This is a genomic window from uncultured Zoogloea sp., assembly GCF_937894855.1.
Lineage (GTDB): Bacteria > Pseudomonadota > Gammaproteobacteria > Burkholderiales > Rhodocyclaceae > Zoogloea > Zoogloea oryzae.
Genome location: NZ_CALAYQ010000018.1, coordinates 16636 through 34185, shown reverse-complemented (window position 1 = coordinate 34185; position 17550 = coordinate 16636). Strand labels below are relative to the sequence as shown.

Sequence of the window (17550 nt, the reverse complement as noted above, 5' to 3'; positions counted from 1 at the left end):
CGTCGGCGAAGATGGCGCCGAAGATGCCGGTGAGGATCACGAACACCGCGGTGAGCGAGGCGAGCCCGCCCAGGCGCTCGGCAATGCCCATGGCGATCGGGGTGGTGACCGATTTGGGCGCCAGCGAGATCACCGTGGGCGTGCTCGCCCCTAGCAGCGCGCCGATGCCGTAGGCCGACAGGCCGGCAACCAGCGAGCCGACCACCAGGGCGATCAGCAGCGGGCCGCTCATCTCCATCAGCCGCTTGAGCTGGCCGTGGAGCGGCACGGCGAGGGCGACGGTGGTGGGGCCGAGCAGGAAGTGCACGAACTGGGCGCCGTCGAAATAGCGCTGGTAGGGCGTGCCGGTGGCGAGCAGCAGGCTCACCAGCACGGCCACCGAAATGAGCACCGGATTGACCGCCGGATGCCCGCCCGCCTTGCGGTGGAGCAGGATCGCCAGCATGTACACCGCCAGGGTGAGGGTCAGCCACAGGAGCGGCTGGGCCGAGAGGTAAACCCAGATCTCGGTCATGCTTTCGGTGTTCATCGGGTACCTCCGTTCGCGCGCTTGCGGGTCAGGTAGTGCAGCGTGAGCCCGGTGGCGGCAAGTCCGAGGATCGTGCTGGCGACCAACGCAATGGCGATGGGCCAGGCCTCGTCGGCCAGCCGGCTGGCGTGGAGCATCACGCCTGTGCCTGCCGGCACGAAGAGCAGCGAGAGGTTCTGCAGCAGGCCGCCGGCGGTTGTGCGCAGGTGTTCATCGGGGCCGCGCCGGGCGATGAGGTACACCATCAGCAGGGCCATTCCCAGCACGGGGCCGGGTACTGGCAGATGCAGGGCGACCCGCAGGGTCTCGCCGGCAAGCTGGAAGGCGAGGAGGAGGGCAAAGGCGGCGATCATGAAGGTGCCTTTCTTGAAACGATGCGGAGGAACAGGGCGCCATTATCCGGAAGCGGCGGGTGCGGTGCAGCAATCGTCGGTGTGCGTGCCGATTTTGCACCTGTTGCAGGGCGTGGGAGTTCCGTTGGCAGCGGGTGTCGTTGCCGATGGGCCGGCCGAAAATGAAAAAGGGCCGCGATGAACGCGGCCCTTCGATGTCACCGGAACAGCAGACTTACTTCTTGGAAGCCTTGGCAGATGCGCTGCGGGCAGCCTGCATGAAGTTGTCGAAGCGGTTTTCGGCCACCGCGAACCACTGGAGCTGGTCGTCGCGGAATTTCTTCCAGGAGTCGTAGATTTTCTTGAACTTGGCGTTCTTGGCGGCGGTTTCCTCGTAGAGCTCGTTGGCAGCCTTGTAGGCGGCGGCCATGACCTCGTTGGGGAAGGGGCGCAGCTGGGTGCCGGAACCGACGAGCTGCTTCAGCGCGTTGGGGTTCTTGGAGTCGTAGCGGGCCTGCATTTCGGCGTGGGCGTAGAGGCAGGCGTCTTCCAGGATGGTCTGGTATTCCTTCGGCAGGGAGGCCCACTGCTTCTGGTTCACGTACATGGCGATCTGCGGGCCGCCTTCCCAGAAACCCGGGTAGTAGTAGTACTTGGCGACCTTGTTGAAGCCGAGCTTCTGGTCATCGTACGGGCCGATCCATTCGGCGGCGTCGATGGTGCCTTTTTCGAGGGCCGGGTAGATGTCGCCACCGGGGATCTGCTGGGGCACCACGCCGAGCTTGGCGAGCACCTGACCGGCGAAGCCGCCGCAGCGGAACTTGAGGCCGTTGAGATCCTGGACCGTCTTGATCTCCTTGCGGAACCAGCCGCCCATCTGGGCGCCCGTGTTGCCACAGGGGATGTTGTAGATGTTGTATTCCTTGAAGAACTCACGGAACAGCTCGAGGCCGCCACCGTCCATCATCCAGGCCGTCTGCTGGCGGCTGTTGAGGCCGAAGGGCACGGCGGTTTCGAAGGCGAACGTGGGATCCTTGCCAATGAAATAGTAGGAGCAGGTGTGGCCGCATTCGACGGTGCCATCCTTGACGGCGTCGAGCACGCCCGGGCCCGGAACGATTTCACCGGCCGCGAAAACCTGGATCTGGAACTTGCCGCCAGTGGCAGCGGCAACCCGCTTGGCGACGACGTCAGCGCCGCCGAAGATGGTGTCGAGACTCTTCGGGAAGCTCGAGGCGAGACGCCACTTGATGGTCGGCAGGTCGGCCGAGAGGGCGGGAGCAGCTACTGCACCGGCCGCGACACCTACGCTGGCCTTCTTCAGAAATGAACGACGTTCCACGTTGTCTCCTTTTTTGAATTGCTACATGGGTGCTCTGATTATTCATGAGCCCTATCGGGCGAGACAGTACGGAAAACCCTATGCTGCCCCGCCGCAAAAAACCGGTCTCACGAATGATGTCCGGCGCCGGAAAAACCCCGCGCCGGATGGTGCCGCAAAGGATGTCACTTCTTGCCCGGAATGGTGCCGTGGCGCGTGGCCTGCATGAAGTTGTCGAAGCGATTTTCGGCCACCGCGAACCACTGGAGCTGGTCGTCGCGGAATTTCTTCCAGTGGTCGTAGATTTTCTTGAACTTCGCATTCTTGGCCGCGGTTTCCTCGTAGAGCTCGTAGGTGACCTTGTAGGCGGCGGCCATCACGTCATTCGGGAAGGGACGCAGCTGGGTGCCGGAGGCGAGGAGCTGCTTGAGCGCGTGGGGATTGCGCGCGTCGTAGCGGGCCTGCATCTCGGCGTTGGCGAAGGCGCAGGCGTCCTCGAGGATGGCCTGGTATTCCTTCGGCAGTTCGGCGAACTTCTTGGCGTTGACGTACAGCGACAGCTGGGCGCCGCCTTCCCAGAAGCCCGGGTAGTAGTAGTACTTGGCCACCTTGGAAAAGCCCAGCTTGAGGTCGTCGTAGGGGGCGACCCACTCGGCGGCGTCGATGGTGCCTTTTTCGAGGGACGGGTAGATGTCGGCCGGCGGGATCTGCTGGGGCACCACGCCGAGCCTGGCGAGCACCTGGCCGGCAAAGCCGCCGATGCGGAACTTGAGTCCCTTGAGGTCCTCGATCGACTTGATCTCCTTGCGGAACCAGCCGCCCATCTGGGTGCCGGTGTTGCCGCAGGGGATGTTGTAGATGTTGTAATCCTTGAAGAACTCGCGCAGCAGCTCGAGGCCGCCGCCGTTCATCAGCCAGGCGTTCTGCTGGCGGCTGTTGAGGCCGAAGGGGATCGCGGTGTCGAAGGCCAGCGTGGGGTCCTTGCCGATGTACCAGTACGACGCGGCATGGCCCATCTCGACGGTGCCGTCCTTCACCGCATCCAGCACGCCGGGGGTCGGGACGATCTCGCCGGCGGCGAACAGGGAAATCTGGAACTTGCCGCCGGTGGCTGCGGCGACGTGCTTCGAGACCGTTTCGGCAGCACCGAAGATGGCGTCGACGGTCTTCGGGAAGCCCGAGGCGAGGCGCCACTTGATGGCCGGCAGGTCGGCGGCGAGGGCCGGCGCAGCGGCCGCGCCGGCAGCAAGGCCGGCACCAGCCTGTTTAAGGAAAGAACGTCTTTCCATGGAGTTCTCCTCTTTCTTGTTTGGCGATCAGGCGAAAGTGTTGCGTGCCGGCATCAGGCGCCAGCGACGGTCATGCGGTCGACGAGGATCGAGCCGCAGTGTTTGGAACCGCGCACGAGCACGTCCGAGCCGATCTCGCGGATGCCCATGAGCATGTCCTTGAGGTTGCCGGCGATGGTGATCTCATGCACGGGGTATTGGATCTTGCCGTTCTCGACCCAGAAGCCAGCGGCGCCGCGGGAGTAATCCCCGGTCACGTAATTCACGCCGTGGCCGAGCAATTCGGTGACCAGCAGGCCGCGGTCCATCTGCTTGACGAGGCCGTCGAGATCGTACTGGCCGGGCTTGACCAGCAGGTTGTGGCTGCCGCCAGCGTTGCCGGTGGTCTGCATGCCCAGCTTGCGGGCCGAGTAGGTGCTCAGGAAGTAGCCCTGCAGCACGCCGTCGATGATGACCTCGCGGTCCTTCGTGGCCACGCCGTCGTCGTCAAAGGGGCTGCTGGCGAAGGCTTTGGCGAGGTGCGGGCGCTCGGAGATCTGGATGTGGCTGGGGAAGACCTGCTTGCCCAGGCTGTCGAGGAGGAAGCTCGACTTGCGGTACAGCGCGCCGCCGCTCACGGCATGCACGAACGCGCCGATCAGTCCGGCGGCGAGCGGAGCCTCGAACAGCACCGGCACTTCGCAGGTGGGGATCTGGCGGGCGCCCAGGCGGGCCAGGGCGCGGCGGGCGGCGAAGGTGCCGATCTCGTCGGCGTCGGCCAGCTCGGCTGGATCGCGCTTGCTGGTGTACCAGTCGTCCCGCTGCATGTCGTCGCCTTCTCCGGCGATCACCGAGCACGACAAATAGTGGCGCGAGCTGGCGTAGCCGCCCATGAAGCCCAGGCTGTTGGCCGAGATGAAATGGGATTCCTGCATCGACACGCTGGCGCCATCGGAGTTGCGGATCTCCGGGCTCACCGCAAAGGCGGCGCGCTCGCAGCGGCTGGCGAGCTCGATGGCGTCTTCGGTGGAGATCTTCCAGGGGTGGTACAGGTCGAAATCGGGGAAGTCCTTCGCCAGCAGGGCTTCGTCGGGCAGGCCGGACGCGGCGTCGGGCGCGGTGAAGCGGGCAATGGAGACGGCCGCATCCACGGTGGCCTTGAGGGCATCCTTCGAGAAATCGGAGGTGCTGGCGTAGCCGCGCTTCTGGCCGTCGTAGATGGTGACGCCGACGCCCTTGTCGCGGTTGTATTCGATGGTGTCCACCTCGTCGCGGCGGACGGTGACGGACTGGCCGAACCCTTCCGACACATCCACCTCGCAGGCGGTCGCGCCGCGCTTCCTTGCGAACTTGAGGATGTCTTCGGCGATGGTCTTGAGGTTGTCCTGACTGAAGCTGAAACGGTTGTCGGCCATGGCTTTGCGGGTGGGGCTGGGGCTAAAGGCTATAATCTTACCCTTCCCGCGCCTTTTTCACCCCCCAGATGGCCAAGCACAAATACAACCCAGACGAAGAATTCGACGGCCCCAGCAAGTCGCAGCTCAAGCGTGACAGCGCCGCCCTGCAGGATCTCGGCCGTGAACTGGCCGAACTCGGCAAGGAGCGCCTCGCCAAGGTGCCCATCGACGAAGACCTGCGCGACGCGGTCAAGGACTACCAGCGCTTCACCGCCCACGAGGCCAAGCGCCGCCAGCTGCAGTACATCGGCAAGCTGATGCGCAGCGTCGACCCGGAGCCGATCCGTGCCGCGCTCGACGCCTTCAAGGGCGTGTCGGCGGTCGAGACCGCCAAGATGCACCGCCTCGAAAACCTGCGCACCAAGCTGCTTGAAGACGAGAAGACCCTCCACGGCATCGCCGAAGCCCATCCGGGCGTCGATCTGCAGCAGCTGCGCGTGCTGCGCCGCAATGCGATCAAGGAGAAGGAGCAGAACAAACCGCCGCGGGCCTATCGCGAACTCTTCCGGGTGTTGCGTGAGCTCGAAGAAGGCGGCGCCGCGACCGAGGAATTCGACGACGAAGCCGGAGACGAGGAATGAGCGACGTGGTGAAGATCGGCCTGGTGTCCATCAGCGACCGGGCCTCGGGCGGCATCTACGAAGACAAGGGCATCCCGGCCCTGCAGGACTGGCTGAACAAGGCCCTCACCACCCCGTGGGAGCCCGTTGCCCGCCTGATCGCCGACGACCAGCCGACCATCGAGGCGACGCTGATCGAGCTGTGCGACGTGGCCGGATGCCATCTGGTGCTCACCACCGGCGGCACCGGCCCAGCCTTGCGCGATGTGACGCCGGAAGCCACCCTGGCCGTCGCCCACAAGGTGATGCCGGGCTTTGGCGAGCAGATGCGTCAGGTGAGCCTGGCTTTCGTGCCTACCGCGATCCTGTCACGGCAGGTGGCGGTGATCCGCGGCAGCAGCCTCATCATCAACCTGCCGGGCCAGCCCAAGGCGATCGCCGAAACCCTGGAAGGGCTGAAGGACGCCGACGGCAACCCGAAGGTGCACGGCATCTTTGCGTCGGTGCCGTATTGCGTCGATCTCATCGGCGGGCCGTACATCGAGACCCACGACGCGGTGGTGAAGGCCTTCCGGCCCAAGTCGGCCATCCGTCCGAAGGCCTGACGGCGCTTCAGCCGAGCCCGAACCCGAACCCGGCGCGGAGCGTGGCTGCGCCGGGGGCCGCGAGCAGCCAGCCGACGGCTGCGCAATTGAGCAGCACCGTCATCCAGAACACCGCGCGGAAGGATTCCTTGCGCGTCTTGTGGCGCAGCACCTGCTGGGCGACCACCGCGCCCGGCCAGCCGCCCACCAGCGCGCACAGGTGGAGGGTGTTTTCCGGTGTGCGCCAGGCGTCGGTGAGCGCCGCGCGCTTGTCCATCCAGTAGAGCAGGAAGGCCAGCACGCTGGCGCCGGCGTAGAGCCATAGCAGCGCGCGGGGTGCGAAGCCCTTGAGCGTTGCGCCGATCAGCACGACGCTGAACACGGCCGCCACGAGCGGTGCGGCCGTGCTGTCGCTCCGTGGGGCGCTGCCTTGCCGGGCCTTGCCGACGAGGTCGATCTCGTCGGCCCGAGGCCGGCCTTTGCCATCCACGCCCAGTTCGTAGGTCAGCAGATCCCCTTCTTCAGGCCGGCGCCCGCCCGTGCGGAAGGATCTGGCGTGGACGAAGACGCGGCCTCCGCCGCCGTTGGGCGTGATGAAGCCAAAACCCTTGGCGTCGTTCCACTGGGTGAGCCTGCCTTGAAAACGCATGACGGGACTGAGCCGGATGAAATCCTTGCGGACGGGATGCGCATTCTATCCCATCGGACTATTTTGCGAAGATCCGGATCACCTTGCCTGTAAGCCTGGGCGGCTGGGGCAGATAGCCGCCGGCGAGCTGCTTGCGCCGCTCCTGCTCACGCCACCAGGCACGGATGCCGAGGAGTGCGGCGGTGATCACCGCGTAGATCAGCGGCTCGGTGATGTCCTTCTTCACCAGCCACCAGAAATGCACGCAGCCCAGCACGGCGATCGGGTAGATCGCCCGGTGCAGCGCCTGCCAGCGGCGCCCACCGAGGCGCCGGATGGCCGCGTTGGACGATGTTGCTGCCAGCGGCGCCATCAGCACCAGGGCCGCGAAGCCGACGGTGATGAAGGGGCGCTTGAGGATGTCCTTGGCGATCGCGTTCCAGTCAAAGAACTGGTCCAGCCACAGGTAGGTGAGCAGATGTGCTGCGCCATAGGCAAAGGCGAACAGCCCGAGCATGCGGCGCAGGCGCACCACCCAGTGCCAGCCGGTGAGCTTGCGCAGCGGTGTGACGGCGAGGGTGATGAGCAGGAAGCGCAGCGTCCAGTCGCCGGTGCCGCGGGTGATGGCCTCGATGGGGTTTGCGCCGAGGGTGTCGAGCTCGAAACCGCGCCACAGCAGGAAGGCCGGCAGCAGGCAGGCGGCGAAGAGGACGGTCTTGATGGCTGCGAGGTGGGTGTTGCCAGGATTGATCATTATCGGAAATCAGAAGAAGCGGCGCAGATCCATGCCGCCGTAGAGCGACGCGACCTGGTCGGCGTAGCCGTTGAACATGAGCGTCTTGCGTTTGGTGAATTCGCCGATCCGGCGCTCGGTGGCCTGGCTCCAGCGGGGGTGGTCGACCTCCGGATTCACGTTGGCGTAGAAGCCGTATTCGGACGGGCCGGCCTTCATCCAGGCGGTGAGCGGCTGCTTTTCGACGAGGCGGATCGCGACGATCGACTTGCCGCCCTTGAAGCCGTATTTCCAGGGTACGACCAGTCGCACCGGCGCGCCATTCTGGACCGGCAGCACCTCGCCGAACAAGCCCACGGCCAGCAGCGTGAGCGGATGCCGGGCTTCGTCGAGGCGCAGGCCTTCGAGGTAGGGCCAGTCGAGCACGCCGCGGGTCATGGTGGCCTTGTCGTAGTGGCTCACGAACTCCACGTACTTGGCGCTGCCCTGGGGATCGACCTGCTTGAGCAGCGCGGCGAGGGGAAAGCCTACCCACGGAATCACCATCGACCAGCCTTCCACGCAGCGCATCCGGTAGATGCGCTCTTCCAGCGGAACGAGCTTGATGAGCTCGTCGATGCTGAAGCTGCGGGGCTTGTTCACCAGCCCCTCGACCCGCAGCGTCCACGGCGCGGGCTTGAGGCGGAAGGTGTTCTCGGCCGGGTCTGCCTTGTCGGTGCCCAGCTCGTAGAAATTGTTATAGGTGGTGACAGCCCGGCGCGATGTGGGCGGCTCGGTGGTGCTCAGGGGGCTGGCGGCGATCGGGCCGAGGCCAGCGGCGTTCGATGTGATCGGCAGGGCGGACGCCAGGGCCAGCGTGCCGGCCTGGGCCATGAAGCGGCGGCGGGCGTGATACACCGCCGGATCGGTGATCTCGGACGGCAGGATGTCGTCGGGGCGACGGATCAACATGATGGGCTCTCGGTGTTGGTGTGCTCGGGTAGACGCGGCGGGGCGCTGGAAATTACAGCGCCGGGCGATTTTATTTTCGTGGTTCGGGGCATTTGTCGCCGGTTGCCGGCTTTGGGTTCCCGGCGCATTGATCCGACATTACCGCAAGCGCTTCGGCATCCGGCTGCCCGGGTGGCTTCGCGCGTCGGGTGGGTTCGTCGGATGGCGGGGTTTGCGCCTAGCAGGTGCCAAGCCGACTCTGCTAAACTCGCCGACTGTTCAAGGTCTGCCGCGCGCTGCCGTCTACCCGGGCTTCATTCTGTTCGGGATACGGGTCTGGCGAGCCTGCATCCATTCTGCCAAGCCTGACTCCGGTTCCTCCATGCGCATTCTGCTCAGTAACGACGACGGTTATTTCGCCCCTGGCCTGCAGGCCCTCGCCGCGGCTCTTGCCGAGGTCGGCAAGATCGATGTGGTGGCCCCGGAGCGCGACCGCAGCGGCGCCAGCAACTCCCTGACCCTCGATCGTCCCCTGTCGTTGCGCAAGGCGGCGAGCGGCTTTCACTATGTGAATGGCACGCCGACCGACTGTGTCCATCTGGCCGTCACCGGCATGCTCGACGAGCTGCCGGACATGGTCGTGTCGGGCATCAACCACGGCGCCAACATGGGCGACGACACCATCTACTCGGGCACCGTGGCCGCGGCCACCGAAGGCTTTCTCCTCGGCGTGCCGGCCATCGCCATCTCGCTGGTGGCCAAGGGCGCGTCGGATTTCAGCGCGGCGGGGCGCATCGCCCGCGAACTGGTCGAGCGCTTCCAGCGCGACCCGGTCCGCCAGCCCACGCTGCTCAACGTCAATGTGCCCGATCTGCCCTACGACCAGATCAAGGGCATCCAGGTGACGCGCCTCGGCAAGCGTCACAAGGCCGAGCCGACGATCAAGTCGCTCACCCCGCGCAACGAGACCGTCTATTGGGTGGGTGCCGCCGGCAGCGCCCAGGATGCGGGCGAAGGCACCGATTTTCACGCCGTGGCCAACGGCTACGTGTCCGTCACTCCGCTTCAGATCGATTTGACCCATTACGGGCAGGTTGCCGGCATTCGCGACTGGCTGGGCAAATGACCAGCGAGGTCTTGCGAACGGCCCTCCAGACCGCCCAGCGCTCCCGCGCGCGGATGGTCGAGCGTCTGCGCGAGCAGGGTGTGCGTGACGAGAAGGTGCTGGCGGCGATGATGGCCGTGCCGCGCCACCTGTTTGTCGAGGAAGCCCTGGCCACCCGTGCCTACGAAGACACGGCGCTGCCCCTCGGCCTGCAGCAGACCATCTCCCAGCCCTTCGTGGTGGCGCGGATGATCGAACTACTGCGCGCCGGCCGCGAACTCGGCAAGACGCTCGAGGTCGGAACCGGCTGCGGCTACCAGGCCGCGGTGCTGTCCCACGTGGCGACCGAGGTGTATTCCGTCGAACGGCTGCGCCTGCTCCTCGACCGGGCGCGCAACAATCTGCGCCATCTGCGCCTGCCCAACGTCCGCCTGAAACATGCCGACGGTAGCGTCGGCCTGAAGGAAGCCGCGCCCTTCGACACGATCATCGTTGCCGCCGCCGCGCCCAAGGTGCCGCCGGCCCTCACCGAGCAACTGGCCGAAGGCGGCCGGCTGATCCTGCCGGTGGGCGCTGCCGACCAGAGCCTGGTGCTCATTGAGCGCACGTCCCGCGGCCTCCGAGAAACACGCCTGAGTGCAGTGCGCTTCGTGCCGCTGCTGCCCGGCACAGAATGACTGACCCGACCGAATGATGTTGTCCCGTTTCAAGTTTGCCCGTGTTCCTGCCGTCTTCGCCGTCGCCCTGGTGATGGCGGGTTGCGCCTCGAAGGCGCCGGCGCCCGTCTCCGATCGTTCCCGCCCGGGCTCGGCGGCCACGTCCGCCTCCACTGATCAGCCTGCGCCTCCGCCGCGGGTGGCCCGTCCGGGGTATTACATCGTCAAGCCGGGCGACACCCTGATCCGCATCGCCCTCGACCACGGCCAGAACTACCGCGACATCGCCGCCTGGAGCGGCCTCGAGAACCCCAATCTGATCGAGGTGGGGCAGGAGCTGCGCATCCGTCCGCCCGAATCCGGCGCGGTGGCGCGGCCGATCAACACCAACTCCGGCGTCGAAGTGCGTCCGGTGACGCCGGTGGCCAGCGCACCCGTCGCGGCCAGCGCCTCGTCCGACGGCCTGCGCCGCGAGCCCAAGGGCGGCAAGGTGCCGTATTCCGAGCAGGCCTGGGCCCAGGCCCAGAAGCCCGAAGCGGCTCCGGTTGTGGTGGCGAAGGTCGACCCGAAGCCGGAAACGAAACCCGAGGTCAAACCCGAAACCCGGCCCGAGGCGAAGCCGGAACCCAAAGCGGATACCAAGGCCGAACCCGCAAACGGTGAAAAAATTGACTGGGCATGGCCGACTTCCGGCAAAATCATCGCGGGTTTCAACGACACATCCAGCAAGGGCGTCGACATCGCCGGCAAGCCGGGTGACCCTGTGCTTGCCGCCGCCGGAGGCCGCGTGGTGTACGCCGGCACGGGTTTGCGCGGATATGGCAAACTGGTGATCGTGAAGCACGACAACAGCTTCCTCAGTGCCTATGCCCACAACCAGAACCTGCTGGTCAAGGAAGGCCAGGCGGTGACGAAGGGGCAGAAGATCGCCGAACTCGGCGATACCGACAGCGATCGGCCCAAGCTTCATTTCGAGATCCGCCGGCAGGGCAAGCCTGTTGATCCGGGCAAATATCTCCCTCCCCGCTGATTCTGGCGAGTCTCGGGGGAAGCAGGGTAGAGTAGGGCTAGTACGACTATAGACGCCGGATTTCACCCTCGCCGATTTTTGGGTGGATACCGGACGGACGACAGGCGCGGTGCCGGCCTGTCGGTGTTTCTCCCCAAAAGAGACAGCGAGGGCGTCATGTTCGATTCGGCAGTGCCGGAGGAGATGGAAAACACCGAACCGGATCTACCCCCGGAGGTTGAAGTCTTTCTCGAAGCTCCGGTCGTATCGTCGGTGGATACCGACTTCCTCGGTGACGTCACCCAGCTTTACCTCAACGAGATCGGCGTCAATCCGCTGCTTACCGCAGACGAAGAATTATCGTTGTCCCGGCAGGTCCGGGAAGGCAACTTCAACGCCCGTCAGACGATGATCGAACGCAACCTGCGGCTCGTCGTCAATATCGCCAAACACTATCTCAACCGCGGCATCCCGCTCCTCGATCTGGTCGAGGAGGGCAATCTCGGGCTGATCCACGCCCTCGAGAAATTCGACCCCGAACGGGGCTTCCGCTTCTCCACCTACGCCACCTGGTGGATCCGCCAGAACATCGAGCGGGCGATCATGAACCAGTCGCGCACCATCCGCCTGCCGGTGCATGTGGTGAAGGAACTCAATCAGGTGCTGCGCTGCCAGCGCCAGCTCGAAGCCGCCAGCAATGGCGACACCACCGTCGAGGACGTGGCCCGTGAGCTTGCCCGGCCAGTGGCCGACGTGCGGGCGATCCTGGCCCTCAACGAGCACACCGCGTCGCTGGACGCCCCCCTCGACATCGATCCGACCCTCTCCATCGGCGAATCCCTGGCCGACGAAGACGCCGACACGCCGGATGTCCAGATCCACGATCTGGAAGTTGGCACCCTGGTGCGCGAATGGATCAATCAGCTGAGCGACAAGCAGCGGCTGGTGATCCGCCACCGCTACGGCATTGACGAGTGCGAGGTGCAGACCCTCGAGGAGCTCGCCGACAGCCTTGAGCTCACCCGCGAGCGTGTCCGCCAGATCCAGCTCGAAGCGCTCGGCCAGCTGCGCCGGATCATCAAGCGCCGGGGCGTCTCGAAAGACGTGCTGCTTTAACTTCCCGAATCACCCGAAAGTCCGTTCGCAATGACCGAATCCGTGCGCGTGTATCACAACGCCCGCTGCAGTAAGAGCCGCAGCGCCTGCCAGTTGCTCGAAGAAAAGGGCGTCCAGCTTGAGGTGGTGGAATACCTGAAAAACCCGCCCAGTCGCGATGAGCTTGCCGATCTGCTGAACAAGCTCGGCCTGCCCGCCGAGGCCATCGTCCGCAAGGGCGAAGACATCTACAAGTTCGACTACAAGGGCCGGAGCCTGAGCAACGACGAATGGCTGGATGCGCTCGCGGCGCACCCGATCCTCATCGAGCGGCCGATCGTGGTGCGCGGTGATCGGGCGGTGGTTGGCCGCCCGCCCGAGAAGGTGCTCGAACTCTTCGCCTGATCGCCCGATCAGGCGCCGGCCTCAGCGCTGGTTCTGGCGCTGGCTGACCTGGGCCGCCGTCCGCGCGGCCTTCACGGCTTCGCCCAGCTGGAACACCGACATCGCGTAGAAGCTGCTGCGGTTGTAGCGGGTGATCACATAGAAGTTCTGGTAACCCAGCCAGTATTCGCTGTCCTCGCCGGGCGTCACCAGTTCGACGAAGGCGGCCTTGCCGGCTGGCGTACTGCCGTCGACGGGCTTCACGCCGTAGCCGGCGAGGGTCGCGTTGTCGAAGGCGGGGTTGATGTCGTTGGCGATGAGCGGCGGCAGGTTGGCGCCGGGCTCGACATTTGCGCGGATCGCCACCGGCGCCCCGGTTTCCCAGCCATGCATCTGCATGTAGCGGGCCACGCTGCCGATGGCGTCGGCCGGGCTGTTCAGCAGGTCGATCTGGCCGTCACCGTCAAAATCCACCGCATAGTTGCGCACGCTGCTGGGCAGGAACTGGGGCAGGCCCAAGGCGCCGGCGTAGGAGCCCTGGTAGTCCAGCGGGTCGCGGTGCTGCTCGCGGGCCATCAGCAGCAGGGCTTCGAGCTCGCCGCGGAAAAGCTCGGCACGACGCGGGTAGTCGAAGGCGAGGGTGGAGAGCGCGGACACGGCCTGGTAGTTGCCGGTGTTGCGCCCGTAGATCGTCTCGACGCCGATGATCCCGACGATGATTTCCTCCGGTACGCCGTATTTCTCGCTGGCGGCCTTGATGGTCGCCTCGTGACGCTTCCAGAAGGCCAGGCCGGCCTTGATGCGGACGGGCTCGATGAAGCGGCCGCGGTAGCGCTGCCAGGAGCGTACGCCCGGGTCTTTCGGGGGCGAGATGTACTTGATCACCGACGGCTGGAATTCGGCGCGCCGGAAGATGTAGGTGAGGGCGTCCTTGTCGAAGCCGTGCTTCTGAGTCATCTCGTCGATGAACTGCTGGGCTTCGGGGCGATCGGCGTAGCGCTCGGCGTGGCCGGCGGTGGCGAAGAGGGACAGCAGGCCCGCAAGCAGGATCGGCGCAAGGCGCGGGCGGGTCGTCGGGGTGTTCATCGGGGGCGAAAGTTTCTGGTGGATTGGTGGAAGCGTTTCAGGCGGTCCGGGTCGGCCTCGCCGGGGCCGTAGCGAAGGCTGGCGTAGTCGGCGGCAATGGCGTTGATGGTGTCGGCCAGGTCGGGGCGTTCGCGGGCGAGCCGGCGGGCGTAGTCGAGGGGGCCTTCCCAGCTGTTTCGCGGCAGGCCCACGCTGGCCAGCTGCCGGCAGAAGCGGCGCCAGCCCCGGTCGATGGCGTCGGCCGGGGAGCGCTGGCGCAGGGCCCACAAGGTGAGCGCGCCCATGACGATGACGCAGCCACCGGCAAGCAGCGCCGCGAGGGTCTGCCAGTCTGGATCGCCAAAGCCGAGGCCCGACAGCAGGGCTCGCTGGCGGGCCGGATTGTACCCGAGAACCCATTGGTTCCAGCGGTTGTTGAGGGCGTCCAGACGGTCGCGCAGGCCGTGCAGCCAGGCCAGATCGGCGCGCACCAGCAGAGGCAGCCGGGCGCTGTCGGGCAGGGCTGCGGCGAGGCCGTTCTCGATGCGCTGGGGGGCGCTGGCGGCGGTCGGATCGACCCGCACCCAACCCCGCCCGGCGAGCCACACCTCGGCCCAGGCGTGGGCGTCGGACTGGCGGACGACGAGGGTGCCATCGACCGGATTGATCTCGCCGCCCTGATAGCCGGTGACGACCCGTGCCGGCACGCCGGCCGCGCGCATCACCACCACGAAGGCCGCCGAGAAGTGTTCGCAGAAGCCCTGGCGGGTGTCGAACAGGAAACTATCCACGTCGTCCCGCCCGAGGGGGAGGGGGTCTAGGGTGTAGCGCAGGCCGCTGCGCCGGAAGTGCTCGATGGCGAGATCGGGGATGTTGGCAGGGCTGCTGGCGCGGGCGCGCAGCTGGCGGCCGAGTTCGACGCTGCGGGGGTTGGCGCGGGGCGGTAGATCGAGCGCCTGACGCAGCACCAGGCCGGACTCGTCGAGCCCGACCGGGGTTTGGGGGTAGGACACCAGCTCGATCCGGCGGCGGCCCTGCACGGGCTCGCGGGCGAGGAGCTGGAAATCGTTGGAGATGCGCGTGCCGGCGGTGACGGCAGGGAAGTCGAGGGCCAGCAGCCACAGCTGGTTGTGGGGTTCGAGGGTGATGGCGTAGCTGTAGGCGGCGCCCTGGGGCTGGTAGGACGGCTGGTCGGCCAGTTGCAGCAGCCCGGCGCGCCAGGTGTGGCCGTCGAAGCGGGTGAGCACGGGGCCGCGCCAGTAGCGTTCGGCAGCGGGTGGCGGTTCGCCCTGGAAATCCACCCGGAAGGCGATCGCCGAGGATTCGCCAAGGCGGGCCAGGTCGCCCGGCGCCATGGTGTCCGAGAGGCCGCCGACGCGGTTGAAGGCGTCTGCCGGGAGCCCCCACAGGGGGCCCTGCACCCGCGGGAAGAGGATGAACAGCACCAGCATCAGCGGCAGCGCCTGGACGAGCAGCCGCCCGGCTTCGAGGGCGCGGGTGCGCGGCGATGTGCTCACCCGGCTCTGCAGTGCGAGCAGGCTGGCCACCGCGCCGAGGGCTCCGAGCAAGGACAGGGCCGCGATGGCCATGTCCTGCTGGTAGAGGTACTGGGTGAGCTGCAGGAAGATGCTGAGCAGCACCACCGAACGCCCGTCGCGGATCTGCCGGGTTTCGAGCAGCTTGAGCCCGAGGAGGCCCGCCAGCAGGGCCACGCCCGGGTCCTTGCCGAAGAAGTGCCGATACTCGGCGAGCACCGCGATGATGATCCCCACGGCCAGCGCCGAGAGCACGTGTCGATGGGGCAGGCGGCGTCCGCCGGTGGCGATGAGGGTGCGCCAGCCCACCAGCACGGCCGCGATGCCGGCGAGGAGCGGCGGCAGATGCCCGAAATGAGGAATGAGCGTGATCGTCGCGGTGGCCAGCAGCCAGCCGATCTGGTCCGGGCGCAGGCTCATTGGGCGGCCCTCCGGTCGCCAGCGGGGAGGCCATAAAGCGCCAGCGCGGCCAGGCAGGCGTGGCGGTGGGCGGGGCCGCGGGAGGGGGGCAGGTTGGTGCCGGGCAGGCGCAGGCCGTAATCGACGCCGGCGGCGTCGGCGTCCATCACCCAGCGGGCGATGCGCGACAGGCGGGCTTCCACCCCCATCGCCGGCGGCAGGTGATGCCAGTCGAGCCACACGGCCTGGCTGCCCGCGCCTTCGAATTCCTTGGTGCGCCAGGGGCCGCCGCGGGCGACGGTCTTCCAGGCCACGTGGCGGGGCGAATCGGCGGGTTGGTGATGGCGCAGGCCCGAGAAATCGTCACGTCCACGGCCACGTCCGCCCTGCCCGGGGCGGGGATCGTCGCCGTGGGGCAGGGGGGGCGCGTCGGCCTCGGGGGCTGGGTAGACGAGGCATTGCTGGTCGGGCTGGAAAAGGCTCCAGGCCCGGATCAGCCCCAGCGGGTGACGGGTTTCGAGGGTGAGCTGGGGCAGCTGCAGCCAGCCGCGGACGTGGGTGGCGACGGCCACCTCGGGGGCGGCGGAGGCTTCGGGGGGGATATCGAAGGGGGTGTCGCCGTTGGGCACGCCGGTGGGCCAGATCTTCAGGCTGAGCCGTGGGCGCAGGGTCGGGTTGTGCAGTACCACGCCAAAACGCGCCGGCGTGCCGCAGAAGACTGCGTCGCTGCGGCCCGGGCTGATGGAGAGATCGACGAGGTTGCGAAAGGCGTGGTGGATGCTGATCCACGCCACGCTGCCGATCAGGAAGGTGAGGGCGAAGCCGAGGCTGAGGCCGTAGTTGATCGACGCCAGCAGCATGGCCATGAGCGTTGCGCCCACCGCCAGGCCGAAGCGCGTGGGCAGCACGAAGATGCGCCGCTGGCCGAGGCGGATGGGGGTCGGCTCGGGCCCGCTGACGCGGAACAGCCAGCGCCGGAGCCGCTCCCGAAGGCCGATCGGGCGGGGCATCAGGGCAGCGGCACCGCTTCGATCAGGCGGCGCGCCAGGGCTTCCGGGGGCTGGGGCGCGTCGTCGGCGGCGCGCAGGCGGTGGCCGGCGACCGCGGGCAGCACCGCCTGCACGTCTTCGGGCAGCACGTGGTCGCGTCCGGCCAGCAGCGCCCAGGCCCGGGCGGCCGCCAGCAGGCCGAGGCCGGCGCGGGGCGACATGCCGAGGGAGAAGGCCGCGCCCTCGCGGCTCTCGGCGAGCAGGGCCTGGATGTAGTCGAGCAGGCGCGGGCCGGCATGGATCGCCCGGGCGGCGGCGAACAAGGCGTCCAGTTCACCGGGGGCGAGCTCGGCCGGCAGGTGGGCGATCAGGTCCCGGCGATCCTCGCCGGCCAGCAGGGCGCGCTCGGCGGCGCGGTCCGGGTAGCCTAGGGACAGGCGCATCAGGAAGCGGTCGAGCTGGCTTTCGGGGAGCGGAAAGGTGCCGATCTGCTCGGTCGGGTTCTGGGTGGCGATCACGAAGAAGGGCTGGGGCAGCGGCCAGGTCTGGCCTTCGGCGCTGATCTGGCGCTCCTCCATGGCTTCGAGCAGCGCGCTCTGGGCCTTGGGCGTGGCCCGGTTGATCTCGTCGGCGAGCACCAGCTGGGCGAACACCGGCCCCGGATGAAAGCGGAAGGCGCCGTCCCGCTGATCGTAGATCGACACCCCGACGATGTCGGCCGGGAGCATGTCGCTGGTGAACTGGATACGCTGGAACTGCAGCCCGAGCAGGCGGGCCAGCACATGGGCGAGGGTGGTCTTGCCGACGCCGGGGATGTCCTCGATCAGCAGGTGGCCACGGGCGAGCACGCAGGCCAGGGCGAGGCGTAGGGCGTGGTCCTTGCCGAGAATGATGCGGCTGGCGGAATCGATGAGGCGTCGGGCGATGTGAATCGGCATGGCGAAGGCTTTTTTCGTGGGCGGGTTAAGTGG

20 protein-coding genes are annotated in these 17550 nt (G+C 67.1%); 8 read left to right on the top strand and 12 right to left on the bottom strand.

All coding sequences use genetic code 11. From position 1 onward, the window contains the following. Together Q0672_RS01655 and Q0672_RS01650 are read right to left on the bottom strand one after the other, a co-directional pair. Positions 1 to 529: LrgB family protein (locus Q0672_RS01655; protein ID WP_298619056.1), on the bottom strand; the 529-nt coding region annotated here is incomplete at its 3' end. After that, positions 526 to 882 carry a CidA/LrgA family protein gene (locus Q0672_RS01650; protein ID WP_153159836.1) on the bottom strand — a complete coding sequence of 119 codons (357 nt, stop codon included), beginning with the start codon at positions 880 to 882 and terminating at the stop codon, positions 526 to 528. The genes Q0672_RS01655 and Q0672_RS01650, both read right to left, overlap by 4 nt. On the opposite strand from Q0672_RS01650, the gene Q0672_RS01645 reads away from it, so the two are divergent. Further along, complete coding sequence (locus tag Q0672_RS01645) at positions 881 to 1063, top strand: hypothetical protein (RefSeq protein WP_298619054.1); 183 nt, start codon at positions 881 to 883, stop codon at positions 1061 to 1063. The two genes, Q0672_RS01650 and Q0672_RS01645, sit on opposite strands and share 2 nt — an antisense overlap. Before the next feature lie 33 nt (positions 1064 to 1096). Here Q0672_RS01645 and Q0672_RS01640 read toward each other — a convergent pair whose 3' ends face one another. From Q0672_RS01640 to pmbA, 3 genes are all read right to left on the bottom strand, one after another. Continuing rightward, a complete protein-coding gene (locus Q0672_RS01640) occupies positions 1097 to 2203 on the bottom strand; it encodes a TRAP transporter substrate-binding protein (protein WP_153159834.1) in 1107 nt (368 codons plus the stop codon). 164 nt (positions 2204 to 2367) lie between these two features. Beyond that, positions 2368 to 3471 carry a TRAP transporter substrate-binding protein gene (locus Q0672_RS01635; protein ID WP_298619052.1) on the bottom strand — a complete coding sequence of 368 codons (1104 nt, stop codon included), beginning with the start codon at positions 3469 to 3471 and terminating at the stop codon, positions 2368 to 2370. Positions 3472 to 3524: 53 nt separating this feature from the next. After that, positions 3525 to 4865: a metalloprotease PmbA gene (gene pmbA / locus Q0672_RS01630; RefSeq protein WP_298619049.1), complete on the bottom strand. Its 1341-nt coding sequence runs from the start codon at positions 4863 to 4865 to the stop codon at positions 3525 to 3527. A gap of 68 nt (positions 4866 to 4933) precedes the next feature. Between pmbA and yjgA the strand changes: the two genes are divergently transcribed. Together yjgA and mog are read left to right on the top strand one after the other, a co-directional pair. After that, positions 4934 to 5488 carry a ribosome biogenesis factor YjgA gene (yjgA, locus tag Q0672_RS01625; RefSeq protein ID WP_153159831.1) on the top strand — a complete coding sequence of 185 codons (555 nt, stop codon included), beginning with the start codon at positions 4934 to 4936 and terminating at the stop codon, positions 5486 to 5488. Continuing rightward, positions 5485 to 6072 carry a molybdopterin adenylyltransferase gene (gene mog / locus Q0672_RS01620; protein WP_298619047.1) on the top strand — a complete coding sequence of 196 codons (588 nt, stop codon included), beginning with the start codon at positions 5485 to 5487 and terminating at the stop codon, positions 6070 to 6072. The genes yjgA and mog overlap by 4 nt, the downstream gene beginning before the upstream one ends. Positions 6073 to 6079: 7 nt before the next feature. Here mog and Q0672_RS01615 read toward each other — a convergent pair whose 3' ends face one another. Genes Q0672_RS01615 through msrP form a run of 3 tightly spaced genes read right to left on the bottom strand, consistent with a single transcriptional unit; the run spans position 6080 to position 8363 of the window. Next, positions 6080 to 6700 carry a cold shock and DUF1294 domain-containing protein gene (locus tag Q0672_RS01615; protein WP_298619045.1) on the bottom strand — a complete coding sequence of 207 codons (621 nt, stop codon included), beginning with the start codon at positions 6698 to 6700 and terminating at the stop codon, positions 6080 to 6082. A gap of 58 nt (positions 6701 to 6758) precedes the next feature. Next, positions 6759 to 7433, bottom strand: a complete 675-nt coding sequence (locus Q0672_RS01610) for a sulfite oxidase heme-binding subunit YedZ (protein WP_298619043.1) — start codon at positions 7431 to 7433, stop codon at positions 6759 to 6761. 9 nt (positions 7434 to 7442) lie between these two features. After that, positions 7443 to 8363 (bottom strand): protein-methionine-sulfoxide reductase catalytic subunit MsrP, encoded by a 921-nt coding sequence (gene msrP / locus Q0672_RS01605; RefSeq protein ID WP_298619041.1) that lies wholly within the window; start codon positions 8361 to 8363, stop codon positions 7443 to 7445. Positions 8364 to 8724: 361 nt separating this feature from the next. Here msrP and surE point away from each other — a divergent pair, with 361 nt between their 5' ends. From surE to arsC, 5 genes are all read left to right on the top strand, one after another. Next, positions 8725 to 9468 (top strand): 5'/3'-nucleotidase SurE, encoded by a 744-nt coding sequence (gene surE, locus Q0672_RS01600; protein WP_153159827.1) that lies wholly within the window; start codon positions 8725 to 8727, stop codon positions 9466 to 9468. Next, a complete protein-coding gene (locus Q0672_RS01595) occupies positions 9465 to 10124 on the top strand; it encodes a protein-L-isoaspartate(D-aspartate) O-methyltransferase (RefSeq protein WP_284188998.1) in 660 nt (219 codons plus the stop codon). The genes surE and Q0672_RS01595 overlap by 4 nt, the downstream gene beginning before the upstream one ends. Before the next feature lie 13 nt (positions 10125 to 10137). Beyond that, entirely contained in the window at positions 10138 to 11133 is a 996-nt protein-coding gene (locus Q0672_RS01590) for a peptidoglycan DD-metalloendopeptidase family protein (protein WP_367179909.1), read from the top strand. Between the two features lie 156 nt (positions 11134 to 11289). After that, entirely contained in the window at positions 11290 to 12228 is a 939-nt protein-coding gene (rpoS, locus tag Q0672_RS01585; protein ID WP_153159824.1) for an RNA polymerase sigma factor RpoS, read from the top strand. A 30-nt stretch (positions 12229 to 12258) separates the two neighbouring features. Next, on the top strand, positions 12259 to 12612 hold the full coding sequence (gene arsC, locus Q0672_RS01580; protein ID WP_298619035.1) for an arsenate reductase (glutaredoxin): 354 nt from the start codon (positions 12259 to 12261) through the stop codon (positions 12610 to 12612). Between the two features lie 21 nt (positions 12613 to 12633). On the opposite strand, the gene mltB is transcribed toward arsC, so the two are convergent. Genes mltB through Q0672_RS01560 form a run of 4 tightly spaced genes read right to left on the bottom strand, consistent with a single transcriptional unit; the run spans position 12634 to position 17517 of the window. Further along, positions 12634 to 13677: a lytic murein transglycosylase B gene (mltB, locus tag Q0672_RS01575; protein ID WP_298619033.1), complete on the bottom strand. Its 1044-nt coding sequence runs from the start codon at positions 13675 to 13677 to the stop codon at positions 12634 to 12636. After that, positions 13674 to 15611: a DUF3488 and transglutaminase-like domain-containing protein gene (locus tag Q0672_RS01570; protein ID WP_298619031.1), complete on the bottom strand. Its 1938-nt coding sequence runs from the start codon at positions 15609 to 15611 to the stop codon at positions 13674 to 13676. Before Q0672_RS01570 ends, mltB begins: the two co-directional genes overlap by 4 nt. Beyond that, a complete protein-coding gene (locus Q0672_RS01565; RefSeq protein WP_298619029.1) occupies positions 15608 to 16600 on the bottom strand; it encodes a DUF58 domain-containing protein in 993 nt (330 codons plus the stop codon). Before Q0672_RS01565 ends, Q0672_RS01570 begins: the two co-directional genes overlap by 4 nt. Beyond that, positions 16600 to 17517: an AAA family ATPase gene (locus Q0672_RS01560; RefSeq protein ID WP_153159819.1), complete on the bottom strand. Its 918-nt coding sequence runs from the start codon at positions 17515 to 17517 to the stop codon at positions 16600 to 16602. The genes Q0672_RS01565 and Q0672_RS01560 overlap by 1 nt, the downstream gene beginning before the upstream one ends. Positions 17518 to 17550 lie beyond the last annotated feature (33 nt).